At 44.0% G+C, this 20,324-nt stretch carries 18 protein-coding genes; 9 read left to right on the forward strand and 9 right to left on the reverse strand.

The genetic code is table 11. The annotated features are described in order from the left end of the window. Positions 1–4 precede the first annotated feature (4 nt). Complete coding sequence (locus CLV59_RS21570) at positions 5–517, forward strand: DinB family protein (protein WP_111594148.1); 513 nt, start codon at positions 5–7, stop codon at positions 515–517. Positions 518–728: 211 nt separating this feature from the next. Further along, complete coding sequence (locus tag CLV59_RS21575) at positions 729–1,112, forward strand: hypothetical protein (protein ID WP_111594149.1); 384 nt, start codon at positions 729–731, stop codon at positions 1,110–1,112. 105 nt (positions 1,113–1,217) lie between these two features. On the opposite strand, the gene CLV59_RS21580 is transcribed toward CLV59_RS21575, so the two are convergent. Then, on the reverse strand, positions 1,218–1,934 hold the full coding sequence (locus CLV59_RS21580; RefSeq protein WP_111594150.1) for a LytR/AlgR family response regulator transcription factor: 717 nt from the start codon (positions 1,932–1,934) through the stop codon (positions 1,218–1,220). Then, positions 1,934–3,007 carry a sensor histidine kinase gene (locus CLV59_RS21585; RefSeq protein ID WP_170137859.1) on the reverse strand — a complete coding sequence of 358 codons (1,074 nt, stop codon included), beginning with the start codon at positions 3,005–3,007 and terminating at the stop codon, positions 1,934–1,936. The genes CLV59_RS21580 and CLV59_RS21585 overlap by 1 nt, the downstream gene beginning before the upstream one ends. A gap of 200 nt (positions 3,008–3,207) precedes the next feature. Between CLV59_RS21585 and CLV59_RS21590 the strand changes: the two genes are divergently transcribed. Beyond that, the gene (locus CLV59_RS21590; protein WP_111594152.1) at positions 3,208–5,535 is read left to right on the forward strand and encodes a TonB-dependent receptor domain-containing protein; all 2,328 of its coding nucleotides are present in this window, start codon (positions 3,208–3,210) and stop codon (positions 5,533–5,535) included. Between the two features lie 75 nt (positions 5,536–5,610). Continuing rightward, positions 5,611–5,787 (forward strand): hypothetical protein, encoded by a 177-nt coding sequence (locus tag CLV59_RS28985; RefSeq protein WP_170137860.1) that lies wholly within the window; start codon positions 5,611–5,613, stop codon positions 5,785–5,787. A gap of 111 nt (positions 5,788–5,898) precedes the next feature. On the opposite strand, the gene CLV59_RS21595 is transcribed toward CLV59_RS28985, so the two are convergent. After that, positions 5,899–6,582, reverse strand: a complete 684-nt coding sequence (locus CLV59_RS21595; protein WP_111594153.1) for a hypothetical protein — start codon at positions 6,580–6,582, stop codon at positions 5,899–5,901. Positions 6,583–6,685: 103 nt separating this feature from the next. On the opposite strand from CLV59_RS21595, the gene CLV59_RS21600 reads away from it, so the two are divergent. The 4 genes from CLV59_RS21600 (at position 6,686) to CLV59_RS21615 (ending at position 15,057) form a co-directional block, all read left to right on the forward strand. Beyond that, positions 6,686–7,912 carry an exo-beta-N-acetylmuramidase NamZ family protein gene (locus tag CLV59_RS21600; protein WP_245950917.1) on the forward strand — a complete coding sequence of 409 codons (1,227 nt, stop codon included), beginning with the start codon at positions 6,686–6,688 and terminating at the stop codon, positions 7,910–7,912. Between the two features lie 652 nt (positions 7,913–8,564). Continuing rightward, positions 8,565–11,687: a SusC/RagA family TonB-linked outer membrane protein gene (locus CLV59_RS21605; protein WP_111594154.1), complete on the forward strand. Its 3,123-nt coding sequence runs from the start codon at positions 8,565–8,567 to the stop codon at positions 11,685–11,687. 25 nt (positions 11,688–11,712) lie between these two features. Beyond that, positions 11,713–13,416 (forward strand): RagB/SusD family nutrient uptake outer membrane protein, encoded by a 1,704-nt coding sequence (locus tag CLV59_RS21610; protein ID WP_111594155.1) that lies wholly within the window; start codon positions 11,713–11,715, stop codon positions 13,414–13,416. Between the two features lie 108 nt (positions 13,417–13,524). Further along, positions 13,525–15,057 (forward strand): sulfatase family protein, encoded by a 1,533-nt coding sequence (locus CLV59_RS21615; protein WP_245950918.1) that lies wholly within the window; start codon positions 13,525–13,527, stop codon positions 15,055–15,057. A 165-nt stretch (positions 15,058–15,222) separates the two neighbouring features. On the opposite strand, the gene CLV59_RS21620 is transcribed toward CLV59_RS21615, so the two are convergent. From CLV59_RS21620 to CLV59_RS21630, 3 genes are all read right to left on the reverse strand, one after another. Next, on the reverse strand, positions 15,223–16,062 hold the full coding sequence (locus CLV59_RS21620) for a hypothetical protein (RefSeq protein ID WP_146616270.1): 840 nt from the start codon (positions 16,060–16,062) through the stop codon (positions 15,223–15,225). Between the two features lie 178 nt (positions 16,063–16,240). Next, positions 16,241–16,723 (reverse strand): YdcF family protein, encoded by a 483-nt coding sequence (locus CLV59_RS21625; protein WP_111594158.1) that lies wholly within the window; start codon positions 16,721–16,723, stop codon positions 16,241–16,243. 174 nt (positions 16,724–16,897) lie between these two features. Beyond that, positions 16,898–17,722: a M57 family metalloprotease gene (locus tag CLV59_RS21630; protein WP_111594159.1), complete on the reverse strand. Its 825-nt coding sequence runs from the start codon at positions 17,720–17,722 to the stop codon at positions 16,898–16,900. Between the two features lie 557 nt (positions 17,723–18,279). Here CLV59_RS21630 and CLV59_RS21635 point away from each other — a divergent pair. Beyond that, positions 18,280–18,789 carry a cupin domain-containing protein gene (locus tag CLV59_RS21635; protein ID WP_111594160.1) on the forward strand — a complete coding sequence of 170 codons (510 nt, stop codon included), beginning with the start codon at positions 18,280–18,282 and terminating at the stop codon, positions 18,787–18,789. A gap of 79 nt (positions 18,790–18,868) precedes the next feature. On the opposite strand, the gene CLV59_RS21640 is transcribed toward CLV59_RS21635, so the two are convergent. From CLV59_RS21640 to CLV59_RS21655, 3 genes are all read right to left on the reverse strand, one after another. Then, complete coding sequence (locus tag CLV59_RS21640; RefSeq protein ID WP_111594161.1) at positions 18,869–19,267, reverse strand: NUDIX hydrolase; 399 nt, start codon at positions 19,265–19,267, stop codon at positions 18,869–18,871. 21 nt (positions 19,268–19,288) lie between these two features. Continuing rightward, positions 19,289–19,666, reverse strand: a complete 378-nt coding sequence (locus CLV59_RS28805) for a hypothetical protein (protein WP_146616271.1) — start codon at positions 19,664–19,666, stop codon at positions 19,289–19,291. Positions 19,667–19,812: 146 nt separating this feature from the next. Next, a complete protein-coding gene (locus CLV59_RS21655) occupies positions 19,813–20,322 on the reverse strand; it encodes a lipocalin-like domain-containing protein (RefSeq protein ID WP_111594164.1) in 510 nt (169 codons plus the stop codon). Positions 20,323–20,324: the final 2 nt, after the last annotated feature.

Raw genomic sequence — 20,324 nt, forward strand, 5'->3', positions numbered from 1 at the left:
AGTTATGGAGATAATAACCGTCCACTCCTTCCTGGACTACTTTGAGAAAATCAGGAAGCGAACGGAGAAGGTCGTACAGGTAATACCACCAGACCAATTGGAATGGACCTATAAGCCCGGAAAATTTACTTTAGGTGACCAGGTAAGGCATATTGTAGCCATAGAGCGATATATGTACGGAGAAACCATTGCCGGCAGACCCAGTGCCTATCAGGGTTGTGGCACAGAACTGGCAGCAGGATATGATAACGTACTGCATTATTTCCATGAAATGCATCGTCAATCTATGCAGATATTTGGTCAATTGCGAGACGAGGATTTACAACGGGAATGTAGTACGCCCGGTAATATCAAAATCGCCACCTGGAAATGGCTGCGTGCCATGATAGAACATGAGATCCATCATCGTGGACAGATATACCTTTATTTAAGCATGCTGGGGGTACCTACGCCGCCTATATTCGGTCTGACCTCGGAAGAAGTGATCCGTAACAGTGTGAAGATAAACCCCGGTTAATTATACTTTTCAAGGTGTAAAATCATAGCTGTTTTTTGGAGACCATTCCGTAAATTCGGTCAGTTGACCTGACTATGCACCGAATTTTCCCTCAGTAGCTGAACCCGTATCCTGTGCTAGCCGCCTGTTCATGAAGGATATAAAATTGGTGCCACTATAGTAGCTGTTTGCCTGATGGTAATTTTATTTTTCATCATAAACAAATACACCTATGCGTAAGATCATTTTTGTCTTGCTGGCTTTTATAGGCCTTTCTTTCGGCGTACAAGCCCAATCAACTACCTTGGACCTGGCTGTGGAGAATAATACGGGAGAAATATTGAGTAATATCAGTTTTACCTCTCCGCTGCAAATGAGAAGCTATAATAATCTTGCTGCCGGCGGCGGTTTAGTGACGGATAATTTTACCCTGGACAGAACACAGGAAGTGACGATTACGATATTCTTCAGCACCGTGCCAAGAGGGGCAGTGGCCAGGATATATAACAGCAATCTGAATACGCCGGATGGTACGCTCAATATTCAGCCTGGCCTGAATATTTTTCATTTAAGTCCGACTATTTCCGATGGCGCTATCATTGTGGTCATCAACTGAAACAGGTCAGCCTTTTACATCTGCGGATGTAAAAGGCTGTATAAGTTATTTCAGCATAGCTATTACAAGAGCCCACCTGTTTTGCCGACCCGCATCTGTTTTCAATTACAGCCCTTCTTTCAGCACTTTAAAAACAAGCTCCCGGTAACTGTTGCCAATAGGCAATTCCTGTGGTCCTATTTCTATATCCTGTAAAGTAAAGGCGGTTACCTTGGTCAGATTTACCAAAAAAGAACGATGTATCCGCAGGAAGCGTTTGCCTTGCAATTCCTCCTCTAAATCGCTGATTTTATATTTCGCCGTGAAAGTGGAGCCATCCGTCCGGTGAAGGGCTACATAGTCTTTCACGCTTTCTATATAGAGAATATCTTTTGTAGCAATTTTATGGAACTTATTGCCGGTTTTCAGGAAGATGTAATCTTCTGGTGGCAAATGATTAAGGGCGCCAGCCAGGGTTTCTTTAGGCGAGAAGCGGGAATAATAACGCTCCACCGCTTTAAAGAACCGCTCAAAAGTAATTGGCTTTAGCAGGTAATCCACGATATCCAGTTCATAGCCTTCCAGTGCATATTCCCGGTAGGCAGTGGTGAAAATGACTGCCGGCGGATGTCGCAGGGTTTTGAGAAATTCGATGCCTGTGATCTGTGGCATTTTTATATCCAGGAAAAGCAGGTCTACCTGTTTGGTACGCAGTTCCTGTGCCGCTTGTAAAGCATTAGCGCAGGTACCCACTACTTCAAGCGTACTTAACTGACTGATATGATTCTCCAGTAGGGCTATGGCCAGCGGCTCATCGTCTACAATTAGGCATTTTATCTTCACTACTGCTGATTTAAACAGAGCTCCAGTTTTGCGGTGAATACGCGCTGTGCTACTGTGGTTTCAAATGTATGCGTTTCCGGGTAAAGCAATTGTAGTTGTTTGCGGATATTTTCCAGCCCTATCCCTAACTGTTGATCTACTTTTATTTTGAATGTATTGCTGATTTCAAAGGTAAATTTATCCTGAAATTGCGTCAGCTTCATCTGAATTTCAGGAGATCCGGTATCCTCGCCCGCGCCATGCTTGAAAGCATTTTCCGCCAGCGATAATAATATCAGTGGTGCGATGACTACATCCCGCTGTACCTGGTATTCGAAGGAAATAATCAGTCGCTCATCATAACGCAGCTTTTCCAGTTCAATATAATTCTGTAGTAAGGCAATTTCCTGGGATACGGGTACAAACATATCCCCGGAGCGATACAGCAATGTATCCAAAATGGCCGATAAACGGGCAATAGAGGGAGATGTTTGTGGGGATTGCATGATGGATAAGGAATAGATATTATTCAGCGTATTGAAGAGGAAATGCGGATTCAGCTGCGCTTTCAGTGCCATCAACTCCATATCTGCCTTTTGTTTCTCCAGGTCCAGCGCTTTTTTATTAATGAGGTACTGGTCTTTCAGCAATTTAATGAATATGAATACAGAGGCATATGAAAATGCATGCAGGAAATAATGAAGAAACAGGAAATGTACATCCGTCAGTATCTCCGGTATTGATTCCTGCTCGAATGGCCTGGGTCGAATCAGCGGCTCTTCTATGTAAATAGTGACAATCCGGGAGACCACCATAATGATGTACAGCATTACGATAGAAGAGAAAAAAGTTTTGAGATACTGTTTTCCCGTAAAGACCCGTGGTAATACGAAATATGCCAGAAAATAGGCAGTGATTGTAGCATAGCCGAGAAAGAAGGCCGTATTGACCATCTCGCCCTGGAATCCATAAGTCTGGTCCTTATCACTGTAATTCTCTGATAAGGACAACATATAGGCCCCTGACCAATAGGTGAGATGCGTCAGGAACCTGTATCTGTGGGTGAATTGTAGAAATCTTTCAACTAATGGCATAATGGTAAATGTAGGAAACTTTATATCATGGTAACCCGTCCGGCGACGAAATGGCTCCTTCCGCATATGAAAATGTACTTTGCGCTGTTCAACTGTTTGGTTGGCAGTGATGATACTGTCTGTATCCTGCGAGCGGGTTTTCGTCGACGGGTAAAAAATGGCTTTGTGTAAACTTACACATTTGCACAAACTCAGTTAAAATGAAACCGATATTATTGATGTTATGCTGTTGGGCTATTTCCTTCACCGCATTCAGTCAGACCTATGTTCTCAAAGGCCGGATCATGGCTGCCACTACAAATGAGGCGGTCGTCGGCGCGAATATAATGGTGCAATCGCAACAGGATTCCACCAGGAAGTTCCACACCCTGGCAAATGCCAGCGGCGATTTCTCCATGAATTTACCTGGAGGAGATTATTCCCTCCAGATAAGGGCTTTTAATTATTCGCCGATGGTGCGTACCATTCGCCTGGTGAAAGACACGGGTCTCGGTAATATTAAACTAACCGATAATGTAAGACAACTCTCGACGGTACAGGTGCAAGGGGAGAAGTCTACCCTGGAGTTAAGAACAGATAAAAAGATTTTTAATGTGGGTAAGGATATTGTGTCCAGAGGCGGCAATGCCAATGATATACTCAATAATGTGCCTTCTGTGAGCGTGGATATGCAAGGGAATGTGGCCCTGCGCGATAACAAGAACGTAAAAATTCTGATCAATGGAAAGCCTTCCATGCTGACACAAAACAATGGCTTAGCCCAGATCCCGGCAGCAAACATTGAGAAAATAGAGGTCATTACGAATCCTTCGGCGGCATATGAAGCTCAGGGAAGTGCAGGGATTATCAATATTGTGTTGAAGAAAAATGCGTCGCAGGGATTCAATGCCGCAGTACAGGCGGGCCTTTCCAGTCCGCTGAATAATAGTCTTAATGTGAACGCCAGCTATAAAACCAAACTGTTCAATGTTTTTGCAAATATGGGTTACCGGGACAAAAAGTTATTGTTTGTGGAAGACATTATCCGGACGAACAAAAAGCCGTACAATGAGCTCCGGCAAACCAATCAGTCCAACCTCCATTTCGATAATATGAATCTTTATCTGGGTACCGATGTCTATCTGAATGATCAAAATACGATTACGGCCAGCTACTATGGTTCAAAAGTACGGAATCATGATGCCAACAGCTATCTCTATAATTATTTCAATGTGCAAGGTACGCAGGATAGCGCAATCAGCAGGTTTGAGAAGTACAGGGAGCCCCAGTTGTTTAATGAAGTGGAACTGAACTATACCAGAACCTTTAAGCAGCCAGGCAGGAAATGGACCACGTACCTGCAGTATGATTTCTGGCATGACGATGAAAACCAGGATATCCAGCAATCGGGTACCACACCGGTTAACCTGATCACCCGGGATTTGGAAAGCAGTAAAGATATTTATTTGCAGAGCGATTATAAACTTCCTTTGAAAAAGGGTCAGTTGGATATGGGTATCCGTGGGCAGTGGCGGGCTATACGTAGTGAATATTCCGCCGCGCAGGATGGGAAATTACTGGATGATAACAATAATAAATTATTCTATGATGAGAATATTTATGCCGCCTATACGCAGTACAGCCGCAAATGGCAAAAGCTGGATGCCCAGTTGGGCCTGCGCAGCGAGTTATCTCAAATTCATATCAGCGACCGGGAACAGACGGTCAATAAGCATAAGCAATATATCAATCTCTTTCCAACGCTTCACCTGCAGTATGGGTTTAAAAATGACTTGAGTTTACAGGCGAGTTACAGCAGGCGGATTAACCGGCCTCAATTCTGGCAGCTGAATACCTTTGCCGGCTTGTCTGATCAGCGTTTCCTGCAACGGGGAAATGCCAATATGGACCCTATGTATACTCATGTGGTGGAACTGGCATTGTTGAAGAAAGCGGGGAAGCTCAGTATCAATCCGGGTATTTATTATCAGTATACGACGAACTATTTTGGCGCTGTGATAGAACCGCAAGCGGATGGTAACTTTGTAAAAACATGGGCCAACATGGGTACTGAAAATCGCTATGGATTTGAGATGACGACCACTTACAATCCGTTTACTTGGTGGCGATTGTCGTGGGATATAAATGGGTATGGTTTCTCTCAACGAGGAACGTATGCCGGGATCTCCTATGCGGCAGATAATACCACCTGGTTTACTACGTTGCGTTCCAGTATGCGTTTCCCCAAAATTGTCAATATCGACGGAAGCCTTACCTACCGCGGCAGACGGCAGGAAGTACAAGTAACGGTGGCCGACTCCTACCGGGCGAATATCGGACTTTCCAAAGATATATTGGGAGACAGGATGTCTGTTTCCTTCAGCGTCAACAATATTTTCAACTCTAATATTTACCTACAGGAAATGGATGTTGCCGAGTATTCACTTTACTCGCGCTCCCAGCAGATGGGCGTAATATATACCGGAAATGTAGTCTGTCGTTTGAACAGAAAGAAAGGGCAGACAGACCGTATGCCTGGCGACAAATAAATTTTTTCCGCAAAAAAAGATGGATGCATACAGGCTGCATGATCGCCGGATAACTTGCGTCAAAATCTATCTTTTATGAAGAAGAACACCCTGAAACACAAACGGAACCTTTCATTACAACGGATCACCATTGCTAACCTGAGCGCTAATCCTCTGCAGAAGGCACAGGATACTAATTGGACAAGAGCGCAGGATACTAATTGGACAAAAGCCCAGGACACCCTTTGGACTGCTCCTGGAATCGCGCAATAATGTAGGGTAATTCAATGGCGGCCGGACAATTGTCCGGCCGCTTAATATAATATACACTGGATCACTTTCCTTTGATGTATTATATAGCGCCTGTTGTCATGTATTGAATTACTAGAAAATTACTTTAAGAAGAATGGTCAGGCATATCACAATCAACACCGGACCAGTGAGCAGCATCCATTTACCTTGTTCACGGGTTTTTTCAGAAAAAGCATGAATGCGGCTGCCATCTGGTAAAGTTTTTTTAGTCAGCCTGACAAATGCTCCTATAAAGATTCCCAGGAAAGCGAAGTAATGAATAAAAGGAATAAAGGCGAGCAGTAGTAGTAAAGGAGAGAGGAATCCCACTGCTTGCCATAATTTGGGCAGGTCCTGCGGGGTAGACAGGGTTTCTATCCTGTCATTTCCAAGGGTATCCAATTGTTCAGCAGAGTAGGTAATACCTTGCTTTTCCAGCAGCTGTAAAGCGAGGACATAATCGTAATCGCCCCATTCATCCTTTTTATGGATGATCTCTTTCAATTCCTCCGTGGAAAAGGATAACAGGTAATAATCCGGCTCCACATCATCCAGCGAAACCTTCATCTCACTTTTCAGTAGCTTATCTGCCTGAGAGAAATAATCAGCAGGAATTTTCACCAGGTGGCGCTGATCAAAGTTCTGGCCGGTATATACTTTATCAAGAACCATTTCTTCTTCATAATCTACAGGGATTTGATGCGCTTTCAGGAGCGTAATAATTTCGGCGGCCTGCCCGGCAGTATGGAACCGCTTAAAAGTTAGTAATTTTTCCATAGGCAAATTATAGGAAGGTGAAGATACTATTTACTGCCATGAATGGCAAAGGCGGGGTGTTTCCATTTCGGGTTGCAGGCATTGAAAAAGATAAATTTGTATTTTGTGGGAACGTTCCTTACATATTCCACTATTGACCACCATGCATAACATACAATTTGGCATCGATGTACTTTTGGCGCAGCCGCCGCTCTGGCGCAGCAAGCGTATTGGCCTGGTAACCAATCATGCGGCTACTACGAATCGATTTGTGCCATCGCGGTTAGCGTTATTACAGGCGGGATTTAATGTAGTGAAACTGTTCTCTCCTGAGCATGGGCTGGACACTACTGGCGCGGATGGTCATGCGATGTATAACACCATTGATAAACTTACCCAGTTACCCGTCATCAGTTTATATGGCGATAAACTGGGGCCTTCCCAGGAAGATCTCTCGGATATTGACGTCATGCTCTTTGATATCCCGGATGTTGGCTGCCGGTTTTATACCTATTTATGGACGATGTCGCATGTGCTGGAGGCTTGTGCTGCTTTTAAAACGCCTTTTATCATTGCTGACAGGCCGAATCCCTTATCGGGCAATCTGGCCTTAGCAGAGGGCCCGTTGCTGGATGAAGCGCATTGCAGCAGCTTTATTGGCCGCTGGTCTGTTCCTGTTAAACATAGTTGCACGCTGGGGGAACTGGCTCGTTATTTTAATAGTACCAGAGGAATAAACTGCGAGTTGGCAGTGATTCCCTGCATCAATTGGCAGCGGCGTTTGTTTTATGCCGACTGGAATCCTTCATTTGTGCCATTGTCGCCGGCCATACCTGGTTTTGAATCGGCGTTGTTATATCCCGGGCTTTGTTTCCTGGAAGCGACCAATTGCAGTGAGGGGAGAGGCACCGCGGTTCCTTTTCGCATTGCCGGAGCGCCCTGGTTGCAAGCGGCAGCCACTGCCGAACTGTTTAATGATATGATTCCGGCTATATCAAAAAACGTATATGCCCGCCCGATAGCCTTTACCCCAACGGAAGGTAAATTCGCAGGACAAGCCTGCAACGGCGTAATGATTCATGCAACAGATCCTGCCTCCTTTCTGCCAGTAGCCACCGGCTGGCTGCTGATTAGAATTATCAAATTCCTGCATCCGGATAGTTTCCAATGGGCTACTTATCCTACACATGTCAATCCGGCCGGTACAAAACACTTGGATCTTTTGTCTGGAATACAACATGCGGAAACGCTCTTTGATACTACATTACCTGATTTCATCCATGTGCTGAAACAGCAGATGCTGATGAGTGACTGGCCGGGTCAAATTCAACCTCATCTGTTATATGCCTGAGAGAACCAATGGAAAAGGACTCTTCTTAAAGATAACGCGAATGCATATACGTTAAAAATAATAATATCGGAAGATACGTGTACGGCTGCCCTCGCCAGTTAATTGAATGAGCGATGTTTGTTCCGCATAGATGTCGTCTCCCGAAATCTTCCACTCCGCCTGATTTAAATATAAATTAAGCATTTACTGATATTATTTTATCTGTTGCGAAGATTTGCTTCAGACGAATATATTAATGCTGTAACTTCCTGTTACTGTCCTATAAATATACAGGTCGATGATACAACCAACAAGTTCGACATGCAACCGATATGCCTGTATCGTAGGATAGACGTATCAACCAAAACTGTGTACTGCTGAAAATTAAGCCAACAGTTAAATGGTATCCTAACATTTTACCGAAGAAAAGGAAATAGTGCGCACCCAATTCTGACCAAGTGAATAAACTATCAATGATTTCGCTGGGAGGACTATTTTTTTAACACTTACTGCAATCGTTTGCATTAATCCACGACCAATATCGATTCACGTTTAAAAACCGCATTATGAAAAAAAATGAAGCCTATCGCAAAGCAGCGCATCATACAGCGCGTTGCCACTACAACTTTACATTAATTGATCTACAGGAAACCAACACCCAAAAAATCGTTTTATGAGAAGTATAGGGAGAATTACCATTACCCTGCTGCTGCTACTTTGCACAGTATGGGGGAACATCTATGGTCAGAATACCAGTAATGTCAACGGTATAGTAACTGATCAGAGTGGCGGACCGCTGCCCGGCGCCACTATTGAAGCTACGGCCAATGGCAAACGAGTAAATATTGCCATCTCGGACAGTGTCGGAAAATTTGTATTCAGAAATTTGCCAACAGCTAGTTACACTTTCAATGTGAGTATGATTGGTTATGATGCAAAATCATTTACCGGTTATAAAATTGGGACAGGGCATACGCCATTGTTATCGTTCGTCATGTCGTCTACGGTGAGTGAACTGAGTAGTGTGGTGGTTATAGGATATGGTACCAGGAAAAAACAAGATGTTACTGGCGCAGTAGCGAAAGCAGACTTGCAGGTACAAAAACAATCTCCCAATGCAAACGTCATGTCTTCCCTAAGAGGAACGGTGCCTGGTCTTACGGTGGGGCAGGTAAACAAAGCGGGTACAGATCCGACCTTGATGGTACGTGGCAGGAATTCTATCTCCGGCACTACTTCCCCGTTGATCGTGGTAGACGGCCTTATCTACAGAGGATCGCTCACTTCCATCAATCCTTCTGATATCGCCAGTATTGATCTGTTAAAAGACGCCAGCGCTGCAGCTGTATATGGCTCACAGGCATCTAATGGCGTGGTACTGGTCACCACCAAAAGTGGAGCAGGCGCGAATGATAAGCTTACAGTGGATTACAGCGGGTCCTATTCTATTCAGGACATGACGAAAAAAAGTATGCGTCCGGCCACTGGCGCACAATATGTACAGAAGTTGGGCGACTGGTACCTATCTGAAAGTCGCGATCCCAACGACCCTACGAAAATGAATCCTAACTGGGACCCCACTACGAAAATGCCCGGCATCGAAGGCGATAACTATAAAAAAGGATATGAAGCTAACTGGTGGAAACTGATGACGAATAGTCGCCCCCGAATTATGAACCACAACATAGGGCTGAGTGGCCGTTCAAAGAAAATCCGTTTCTATCTCGGCTACGGCTACTTTGATCAGATCAACCTCATTATGAATGATACCTACCGCAGGAATAGTATCCGCCTCAATGTAGAGGCCAAACCCGCGGACTGGATCACCGTAGGCGCCCAAACAGGTTTATCCATCAATGACTATAGTGGCGTTTCTCCCACTTTTTCTGATATCATGCTGCTGAAACCCTATACGCTGCCTTTCGATCCTACGACTGGGAAGATGTTAGAGTTTTATGCGCAAACCACTACGCCTACGGCATTGGAAGTACTCAGAAGGTCGAGGGACTTCGACCGGAACCTCAATTTAATCGGTAACTTTTTCGTTAGCGTGGATATTCCGTATATCAAGGGACTGAATTACCGGGTCAATTTCGGCAACAACTATATATATACCAACAGGTTTAACTATAACGCACCAACGGTGGAGGCTACCGCTTATAAAACCTATATGACGGATTACTTCGTGACGCTGGACAACATTCTGACCTATAAACGGGATTTTGGAAAACATGGCGTTGATCTCACCTTGTTGTATGGCGCCGAAAGAAATCAACATGACGGTATGAGTACTTCTGCAGGTGGTATCACTAATGGGGTATTATCTTACAATCGATTGGATGTAGGAGATCCTGCGCGACTCACTGTATCCAACGATCTGCTGGTACTCCCATGGAAGGAGCAGGCATTGTACCAGATGGCCCGGCTTTCCTATTCATTTGACAAGAAATATATACTGACTGGTACATTCAGACGGGATGGTTTTTCTGGCTTCTCTGCACAGAATAAATGGGCAACATTCCCTTCTGTTGCCTTTGCATGGCGAATGAAAGAAGAGCAGTTTCTTAAATCAGTGAGTTTTATCGATGACCTGAAACTGCGGCTGTCGTATGGTTCCACCGGTAACAGGACCGTAGGCCGTTATCAAACGTTAGCCCAGATGAATGTGGGATTGGCGAATGGTTACTTGTATGGTAGCTCCGGTGGCGCACAGTTGGGGTCTTTCCTCAGTCAGCTGCCCAATACCAGTTTGCGTTGGGAAACCACTCATTCATTTAATACAGGGGTCGACTTTTCCTTTTTCAACAATCGGTTGTTTGGTTCACTGGACCTGTATTTTTCCAATTCAGTTAACCTCCTGAACTCCAGAGCTACGCCTACTATCACGGGTTTCAACAGTTTCCTGATCAATATCGGCAAGATCCAGAACAGAGGACAGGAGCTGAATATTACGGGCGTACCCGTTAGTAATAAAAACTTCAAATGGGAAGTAACCGCTAATTTCTTCCGGAACAGAAATAAGGTACTGGATATTGATGGTACCAAGAATAACCTGATTAATGGCGCAGACCCTATTTTAAGCTACTTTATCGGTCAGCCTTACGGCGTAGTATATGATTATAAGATTACAGGTATGTACCAGACAGGCGACCAGATTCCTGCCAGTCTCGCTGCACAGGGTTTCAAAGCAGGTCAGTATAAAATTGAAGACAGAAACGGAGATGGCGTGATCACGCCGGATGATAAGCAAATACTGGGCAGACTCGATCCTTCTTACAGCATGGGTATCTCCAATAACTTCCAGTACAAAGCATTCCAGTTGAAGTTCTTTATCAATACCATTCAGGGGGGTAAGAATGGATACCTGGGAGCGCCGGGAATCATGTTGCAGAATCCGGATAATATCCGCAATAACAATGGCTTTGTGTACGACTACTGGACGCCTAATAATCCTAATGCCCGTTACAGAAGCATCGCAGCCTATGTGGCCACACTGGGCGAAAACTTTGGGCCTTATATGTCCAGGAGCTTTATACGGTTACAGGATGTTACGCTTACCTATATGTTGCCCGAAGGCTTGCTGAATCGGCTGAAAGTGGTAAAAGCAGCCAGTATATACCTGAATGCGCAAAACCTGCTGACCATCACCAAATGGGATGGATGGGACCCTGAATCCAATCCTCCGGCTTCGCAGCGTTCCTCCCTGGGTTGGAGAATGCCGGGAGGTCTGGGTTTGGATCAGAATGGTTATCCGGTTATGAAGAATTATTCACTGGGCGTAAATGTGACATTTTAATGCTTTCACCCGTAAATTTTAAGAAATGAAAAAAGGAATCATCATATATCTGCTAGGTATCAGTGCTGTGTTTTCTTCCTGTAGCAAAAGCTTTCTGGATGAAGATCCGCTTTCCATCTATACTCCGGAGAATTCCTTGCAGAATGCCACGCAATACCAACAGGCCACCAATAACCTGTATAATGGCGTCAGGAATATTTATATGGGAAATATCAACCTGGATACATATTTCGGATTGTATTATGCTACCGACTTTGCCTATAACGGAACGGATTATGACCCGGCCGCAAAATTAAATGCTTATAAGGCCACTATGGTGCCCAGTTATTTTATTCCACAGGGAATCTGGACGGCATATTACAAGATCATCAGCAATGCGAATTTAATCATCAGTGAGCTGAATAAGCCCAACCAGCTGAGTGATGCCGATAAAAGTAACTTTATGGGACAGGCCTTGTTTTTCAGAGCCTACTCTTATAACGTATTGGCCAATCTCTTTGGTGGAGTGCCTGTTGAACTGAATGAGTTGGCTGCGCCACGATATGATTATACCCGGGCATCCAGGAATGACGTATATCTCCAGTGTAAAAAAGACCTGTTGCAGGCCATCAGCTTATTGTCTGATATTAGCCAGGTTCCGGATGGAACTGTCAACAAACAAATTGCAAAACATGTACTCACCGAAGTGCTCATTTCGCTGAAAGACTACCCTGGGGCTATTGCCAGTGCATCTGACGTCATCAACTTCCCTGGCTTATCATTGATGACCGGTAGGTTTGGCAGAAGGGCGAATCTTCCTGGTGATGTATACAGGGATTTGTTTGAGTACAATAATCAGAACTATAGCACTGGTAACCATGAAGGACTGCTGGTATTACAAACGGCGCTGAACAACTCTGCCTCTATCGGCGATCAGACTGCCTGGGCGGTAGTGCCGAGTTTAACAGGGGTTAGGATTGTAGAATCCACTACAAAAACGAAGATGGCTATTTTGTATAACGCCAAATTCGTAGACAGCGTATCCTCCAATGGAATAGGCTGGATACGGCCTACGTCCCATTTCTTCTATGAGATCTGGACGCCTGGCGATATCCGTAATTCTGCGTATAATATTGTAAGAGATATCCAGATTTCGGGGGTGCCGGCCAATTCTCCGGACTATGGAAAATGGTATGTGAAGGATGGCTATAAGGCTAAAGTGCAACCGGCAGACTACAGAGATACCATCCGTAATTTTTATCCGGTGATTAGAAAAACTTCTCCATCAGCAGGGGATTTCGTCTCCGCGGCAGGTCCGGCCATATTAACCAATGTAACCAATCCTTTCGGCGGATTCCTGTTGAATGGCGCTTCCCGCTTATTTATGCAGAAGTACATGGCTCGCCTGGCAGAAACCTACCTGCTGAGAGCAGAGGCTTATCTGGGCAATGGAGAGCTGCAAAAGGCCGCAGATGATATAAATGTACTGCGCAACAGGGCGCAAGCCACTCCTGCCACTGCCGGCGAAATGAATATCGATTACATCCTGGATGAAAGGTTACGTGAGTTGTACCTGGAAGAGTTCCGTGCAGTAACGCTGACGAGGTTAGGTCTGTTATATGATCGTGATAAAAGGTATAATCCTAAGTCGGGCCTCACGATTGAACCATTCCATAACCTGTGGCCAATTCCTGCTACGGAAATCACGCAGAATACAGGCGCAGTGTTGCAGCAGAATACAGGGTATTAGCAAATAGTAAATGGCTGACAGCTTATAAAGGACGTCTCTGATCGCCGGAGACGTCCTTTGGCTTTATAAAAAAAACGCCCTATTTTTCGACTTTTAAAACAGGAAACAATGAGCATAAGAAATTGGATGGCCGGGATTTTTTTTCTGGCAGTTTCCGCCACTGCCGGGGCGCAGCAAAGACCCAATGTGATTATTATCGTTTCGGATGATCACGCCTATCAGGCCATCAGCGCTTATGGCAACAAATTAATACAAACCCCTGGGATAGACAGAATTGCGCATGAAGGAGTAAGGTTTGATCGTGCCTATGTCACCAATTCCATTTGTGGGCCGAGTAGAGCAGTGATCCTGACAGGGAAATATTCTCATAAAAATGGCTTTAAAGATAATGATCATTCCCGCTTCGATGGCTCCCAGGGTTCTTTCATAAAAGAATTGACTAAAAGCGGATACCAGACAGCATGGATAGGGAAGTGGCATCTGGAAACACAGCCGCAGGGATTTAGCTTCTGGCAAATTTTACCGGGGCAGGGACAATACTACAATCCTGATTTTATCCGCATGGATAGCTCGAAAACGAGGATTCAGGGGTATGCCAGCAATATTATAGAAGACCTGGCAGAAAACTGGATGGACCACCGTGATACGAGCAAACCTTTTTGTTTGGTAATAGGTCATAAAGCTACTCATCGGGAATGGTTACCTGATACCTGTGATTTAGGGAGATACGATCATATTAAGTTTCCGCTGCCCGCTAATTTCTATGACGACTACAATACCAGGAAGGCCGCTGCTGTACAGGATATGACTATTGCCCAAACCATGACAATGGGATCTGATTTGAAAATGTATCGTTCTGAGGAAGAAGAAAATAAAGATGGTAATGTCAATCGTATGAACCCTGCGCAGAGGGCGCGTTTTGACGCTTATTACCAGGCTATTCATAAAGAGCTGGTGGCAGGAAATCTTGCTGGCAACGCGCTCACAGAGTGGAAATATCAACGTTATATGCGGGATTACCTGAGTACGGCCGCTGCATTGGACCGTAACATTAACCGTACCCTGGATTACCTGGATCAGCACCATTTAACCAACAATACCATCGTTATATACTTGTCTGATCAGGGCTTTTATTTGGGAGAACATGGTTGGTTTGATAAACGCTGGATGTATGAGGAGTCATTCAGAACGCCGATGTTAATGCGTTATCCGGGCGTATTAAAACCAGGAACTGTAAATAATAACTTCGTGATGAACCTGGATATTGCGCCAACAGTGCTGGCAGCGGCAGGCGTAAAGATTCCGGCCGATATGCAGGGCGAATCCATGCTGCCATTGCTGAAACACACGAAACAAAAAGGCAGAGATGCGATGTATTATCATTACTATGAGAATACAGTCCATAAAGTATCGCCGCAGTTTGGGATCAGGACCCAGCGCTACAAACTGATTAGGTACTATGAACGCGTAGAGGCTTGGGAGCTGTTTGACCTGGAGAAGGATAAGTCGGAGATGAATAACGTATATGGCAAAAAAGGATATGAGAACATTACCGCTCAACTGAAAAAGCAGTTATCCGCATTAATTGCAAAGTATGAAGATACAGAAGCGGCGGAGTTAATGAAGATCGATATTAAATAACTGAAACGATTATACGTAAATGAAAAAGTCCTCCTGGAAAGTATGTCCAGGAGGACTTTTGCGTATGGGTTTTACCCATTAGAGATGACTGCAATCGCGAATAACAGGATCAGTACTGCTTCAGGCCGTGAGTAAGCAGCACTCCGGAAGCTATTGCTGAAGGATCTAAAATATTGCGTATTCCAGTGCAACGTTATATCCGCTGCCTATATAGAAGACATTCCCAAGCTGGTAATTTGGATAGCCTTCTTTATCATAGTTAATCAGGATGCCTCCAAGGGTGGTTCCGCTCATATTGATACCCCAGTATTGGGTAGCCTCTCTGGGATTGTTTTTTGAATACATTGGCAGTTTTACTTCATTCATAAAAGGGAGGATACCGGGTGTAAAATAGGAGGGGTGGTCATCATAAACGAAATCCTCCTTTAGGTAAGTTACATACTTGCCGGAATTGATATCAAGGGTATCGGATTTGAAGGCTACCATATTGCCGTTATTATTGTATTCTCCAGTTTGTTTCTCAAACAGGTACAAATTAATGTGATCGTCGCTCCTATAGGTATATATTCTTTGCGGTTGGGATTTGCCATCATAAAATAGCGAGTCTACCTGAAACAGCTGATTACTGACATCGAACCATCTGATTACAGTAATGTTGTTTGCGCTGTATTCAAATTTTTTTGTGTACAAAACATCGTTGCTATTTGATCCTTTGATACTGGATAATTTTCCGTCTGTATAAACACCCTCGTTAGTATAAACTATATCATTCCAGGGACTATACATATACCGGGTACCTTTAGTCACATGTTTAAGGGTATCGTAGCGGAACGAGTAATTCCTCTCTATGGCATTTTTGGGACCATACAGGTAGGAAATAGAACTGACATATTTTTGCGCTTGGGTGGTAGGTGGATTTTTGTCATCTTTTTTACTGCAACTAAATAGGCTCAGCATAGCCACTGCACCAGTAAGGATGCAACCCTGCATTTTTAGCATTTTCATAGGTGATTCGTATTGAATTGGGTATTTGATCGCGCGAATATATGAAATAACGCGAATAGCGATCAATTGTAGTTAAGCAAGAATAGTTTCGCCGGGAGTATCCTCCTGGTGTAACCTCGCATAGGTAGACAATCTGTGGGTTTAAGGTGAACTCATTTTCGTTTATGCGTTACCGGGTCTACTTTTCCTGTAGCCTTTTCACCGCCTGTACCTCATGTTCCATAATGGGGGCGAGTTGCGCTTCTGTTAAAGTGGACGATGCCGGGATAAATACAACACTGGGATGATTGATGATTTTATGGTATAACACCCTGGCTCTGGGGATATGGAAGTCGGAAGTGATAATCGCCAGTATATCGGGTTGCTGTGCCAGTACAGCATCCCTGGTCATTTGAAAATCCTCTATGGTATTGGCGGAAGCCGCGCCATTCAGGAAGGCCGTTGCAGGAATGCCTTTGTGCATTAAAAACGCCTGGGCATAATCATAGTGAGGCTTTTCGGTGGTATTGAAATGTTGTCCAAATCCGCCGGTACAGATAATTTTAAAATCGTTGTTGGCATTGTAAAAATCATGGGCGCAGGTTAACCTGTCTTTGGCTATTGCCGACAGATTGCCCAGGTGGTCATTGGGCGCTCCCAGTATTATTAAAAGTTTATGCATATAATTTGGGTCTGTAGCATTGTTGTAATTCAGGTAAATTTAATCATCTTCCTGAAAATGTCTGTCGAATAAAAAGGAGGCAGTCTTCTTCAATAGCGATATGTATTAAAGGTTACACCAGTACTTGGACCGGTGTAACCTTTTTTATTTTTCATGCATTCTGTTGGCAAAGGGTTATTGATAGAGATAGTTTAATGCAATGATATCATTGGCATTAAAGGTACGGTTACCGCCATTGGAGCAGGCCAGCATCCAGGAGTCGGCATCCGGCCCACTAGGGGTGCCAGGCAGATAAACTGCTCCAACGCCGCCATCGCCTTCATCAACGGGATCTCCGCCGCAGCTATAGGAACGGTCCATATAATCGGTATGACGCATGCCTATGCAGTGGCCTATTTCATGTTGGATAACAGATCCTACGTATTGTACATTTGGGTTGCTGCCGTAAGCATCCGGATGGGTATTCATCTGTACCAGGTTATATGGGTCTCCGCCATCTGTAGGAAATCCGGATGACCCGAGGGTGATGTAGCCGCCGCTAGGACCTTGATAAAAGCCCTGGATGGTGATATCCGCGGCGCCGCTGGTAATGCGTTGGAACTGGATACGCAGGCCCAATGCATTGTAGCGTTGGATGGCCAGGTCGGTACCTTGAACAAAGGCAGTTCCCAGATTGGATACAGTGACTGTGATCACGCGTGGTAGCCCACCTACAAGGTTATTGGTGGAATACTGTTCTGTTTTGGCTACTCTCACTTTATTAGTTAGGCCTTTCTGGCTAAGGTCTTTAGTGCTAAGGAATATATCTCCTTCTACGAGATAGCCTCCATTTACGACGTGTACGTTGCTGGTACTGAAACCTTTTGCTTTAATTTGTGATAATACTTGATTTGAAATACCGGGTTTGTCGGCGCTGCCTTGATTGTTATTTTTCTGGCATGAAGTGATGAGGGCACTTGCCACCAGGCAGAGCAGGAATAAGAATACTTGACTTTTCATCGGGTGAGATTTTGGGTTTTGGATTTAGATTGCAACAACGGCTGCATGAAAAATAGCCTTTACTATCGCTGCTTTTTATTGCTAACGTTGAAGTATACACGGACTAAATAAGACATAGAAGTAGTGATTACTTACCTGCAGGTAAGATCATGATCATGTCTGGGATAGACTTTTCGATATGTTTGATTTGAGATGTGGGTTACTCAGATTTGCTTAAAGATTATGGCTCAGCGTTTGGATTTGTATTGTGATTTGTTTGCCAATATTACAGCTTTCTTTATCATGAAAAAAATATTTTAAAATCCGCACCCACGTTGTTACAGGTAGTAGAATAGCAGTAGTCCGAACTACTTTGTACCCTTGTTTAATCCTATTTTAATTGCTTTTTAACTGCTTTTTAATGAATAAATATAGATGCGTGCTTGTCTGTTTTTCAAGATGGTTCACGCATGAAAATGGGGTGGTGAACTGCGGGCCGTATTTTCTAAAACCTCAACATATGTAAATGTTTTTATGGCCGGCAAGATGGAATTTTGTCTTCATAAAAATAATAATTTATGAAGACGATAGATTATCTGGAAGATCAACTTGTCAATAAAGCCACCATACATCATCCTGGAGCAGGAGAGCGTTTATCAATGGGGGCTGCATCTTTTGTTTTTAAAGTAACCAGCGAGATGTCGAACAGTCACCTGGGAGTATATGAGATCACACTGCCACCACATACGATCGGCGCCAGGTTGCATTACCATCGGTTTATGGACGAAACCTTTATGGTGAATAAAGGTGTGCTTACAGTTTATGCCGGAGAGGATTCTCATCAAATGGAAGTGGGATCAGTGGTATACGTACCTCGTTTTACCCCTCATGGTTTTGCCAATGATACGGATGAGGAAGTTGTTCTCACGCTCATTTTTAATCCGGCGGAGAAAAGGGAAGGCTTCTTTCGTGGACTGGTGGACATTCTCAGCGAACAACCTGTAGATCCTGCGAAGTATCTCCAGCTATATAATAAGTACGACAGCTTTCCAGTGGATGTGAACAATATGTTGCCCGTAAAGCAGTAGCAGAAGCGGGTTGAGAAAAGCGCGATACTTTTACGGGCAAAAGTATTGCGCTTTTTTCATGTAGGAGTGATTATACTTGTTAGTCAATCAAATCCTGATCTTTCAGGAAGTCGAAGATCAACTTATCTACAGCAGAGATTTTATCTTTATCGGCATATTTCAACCAGGTAAATTCCTCTATTTCTGAAGCGGGTTGTAAGGTTCCGTTGTAACGTGCCATGTAGCAGGTCATTTTCACTATCACGCCATCAGGGTGACTATCTGCTTGCGCTTCAAAGGTACCTACATATTTCAGCGTATCCGTGTCTAACGTAACATTCAGTTCTTCTAATACTTCACGGCATAATGCCTGTTCATCATTTTCTCCTGGATCTCTTTTACCTCCGGGGATATAGAAGTTTTGTTTCCCGTAGGATCTGGTAGATAAGATAGATTTGTTGTTGATTTCTATCCAGGCGAGTTTGTCGATTATTTTCATCTGTTTGTTTTGTAATGGTGTTTATTTAAATGCGGAACCGGTAACTCCCAATATGAGGGATATTACCATCGCTATAAAGGCGGTATTGAAGCCCGCTAACCGTGCCACTTTTTCCTTATCATAGCCTGTATTGGCATTTAGTTTTATGGAGAGCCAAAGTCCCACAGTACCGTCATATATGCCTAATAATGCACTTATTGCAATGACGATCTCCACGTTAAATCGTTGTATAACGAGATACCCCATGAAAAAATATACTACAAAAGAGAGGATGCTGAGGTACGAATATTTGAATTGCAGTTTTCTGGAAAGTATGGAGCCGACGGTGTCGATGATGGTGACACTGAGAAGTCCGGCTAACAGATACAGGCAAAATACGGGAAAATTGAAAGCAGGCATGCAACAAGAATATAAAAAGCTTCAGGTAAATTAGGCAGCAAGAGCGCTGCTGGGTGGCGAAAGTACGGAATATCTTGGCGGAAAAAAAGCAGAAGTCTTTAGACTTTCCGCTTAGCTGTGACCTTGCTGGTACAGCGATGCTTCGACTAATTCTTCCTCCATACAACTTTCGCCACCGCAGCTCCTCCATTTGTGGGTGTAGTTACCGTATACGTCAGCACATTATTTTTCAATGAATAAGTACGCACTTGCGTAGTCCCCTCCCAATTTGGATAAAAAGCATGTTGGATACTGAATACAATTACCTGGTTGTTCTCATCAACAGTATAGGTTCCAAAATGAGCATTATTTCCACGCACTAACGCCGCATTTTCTTCCGCTGTGGCTTTATCTTTATCATTGGCTAGAACTTTACTTCGATTAGCTTTTAATATCTGAATCGCGTACGATCCTTCCTTTGTAAAGAGGAGCATTCCTACAGGATCTTCGCCATAAGGAGTCGTTTTACTGCCATCAGCACTTATATTTTCAACGGAGACCAGCGACCAGGTGCCCCAAAATTGCTGCTGGTGCTTATTCACTGATATTCCTTTATTATTTTGTCCCTGTGCAAAAGAGAAGGATATCAAAAAGACGAGATATACAATGTTCTTCATTT

The organism is Chitinophaga dinghuensis (genome assembly GCF_003259435.1).
GTDB classification, from domain to species: Bacteria; Bacteroidota; Bacteroidia; order Chitinophagales; family Chitinophagaceae; genus Chitinophaga; species Chitinophaga dinghuensis.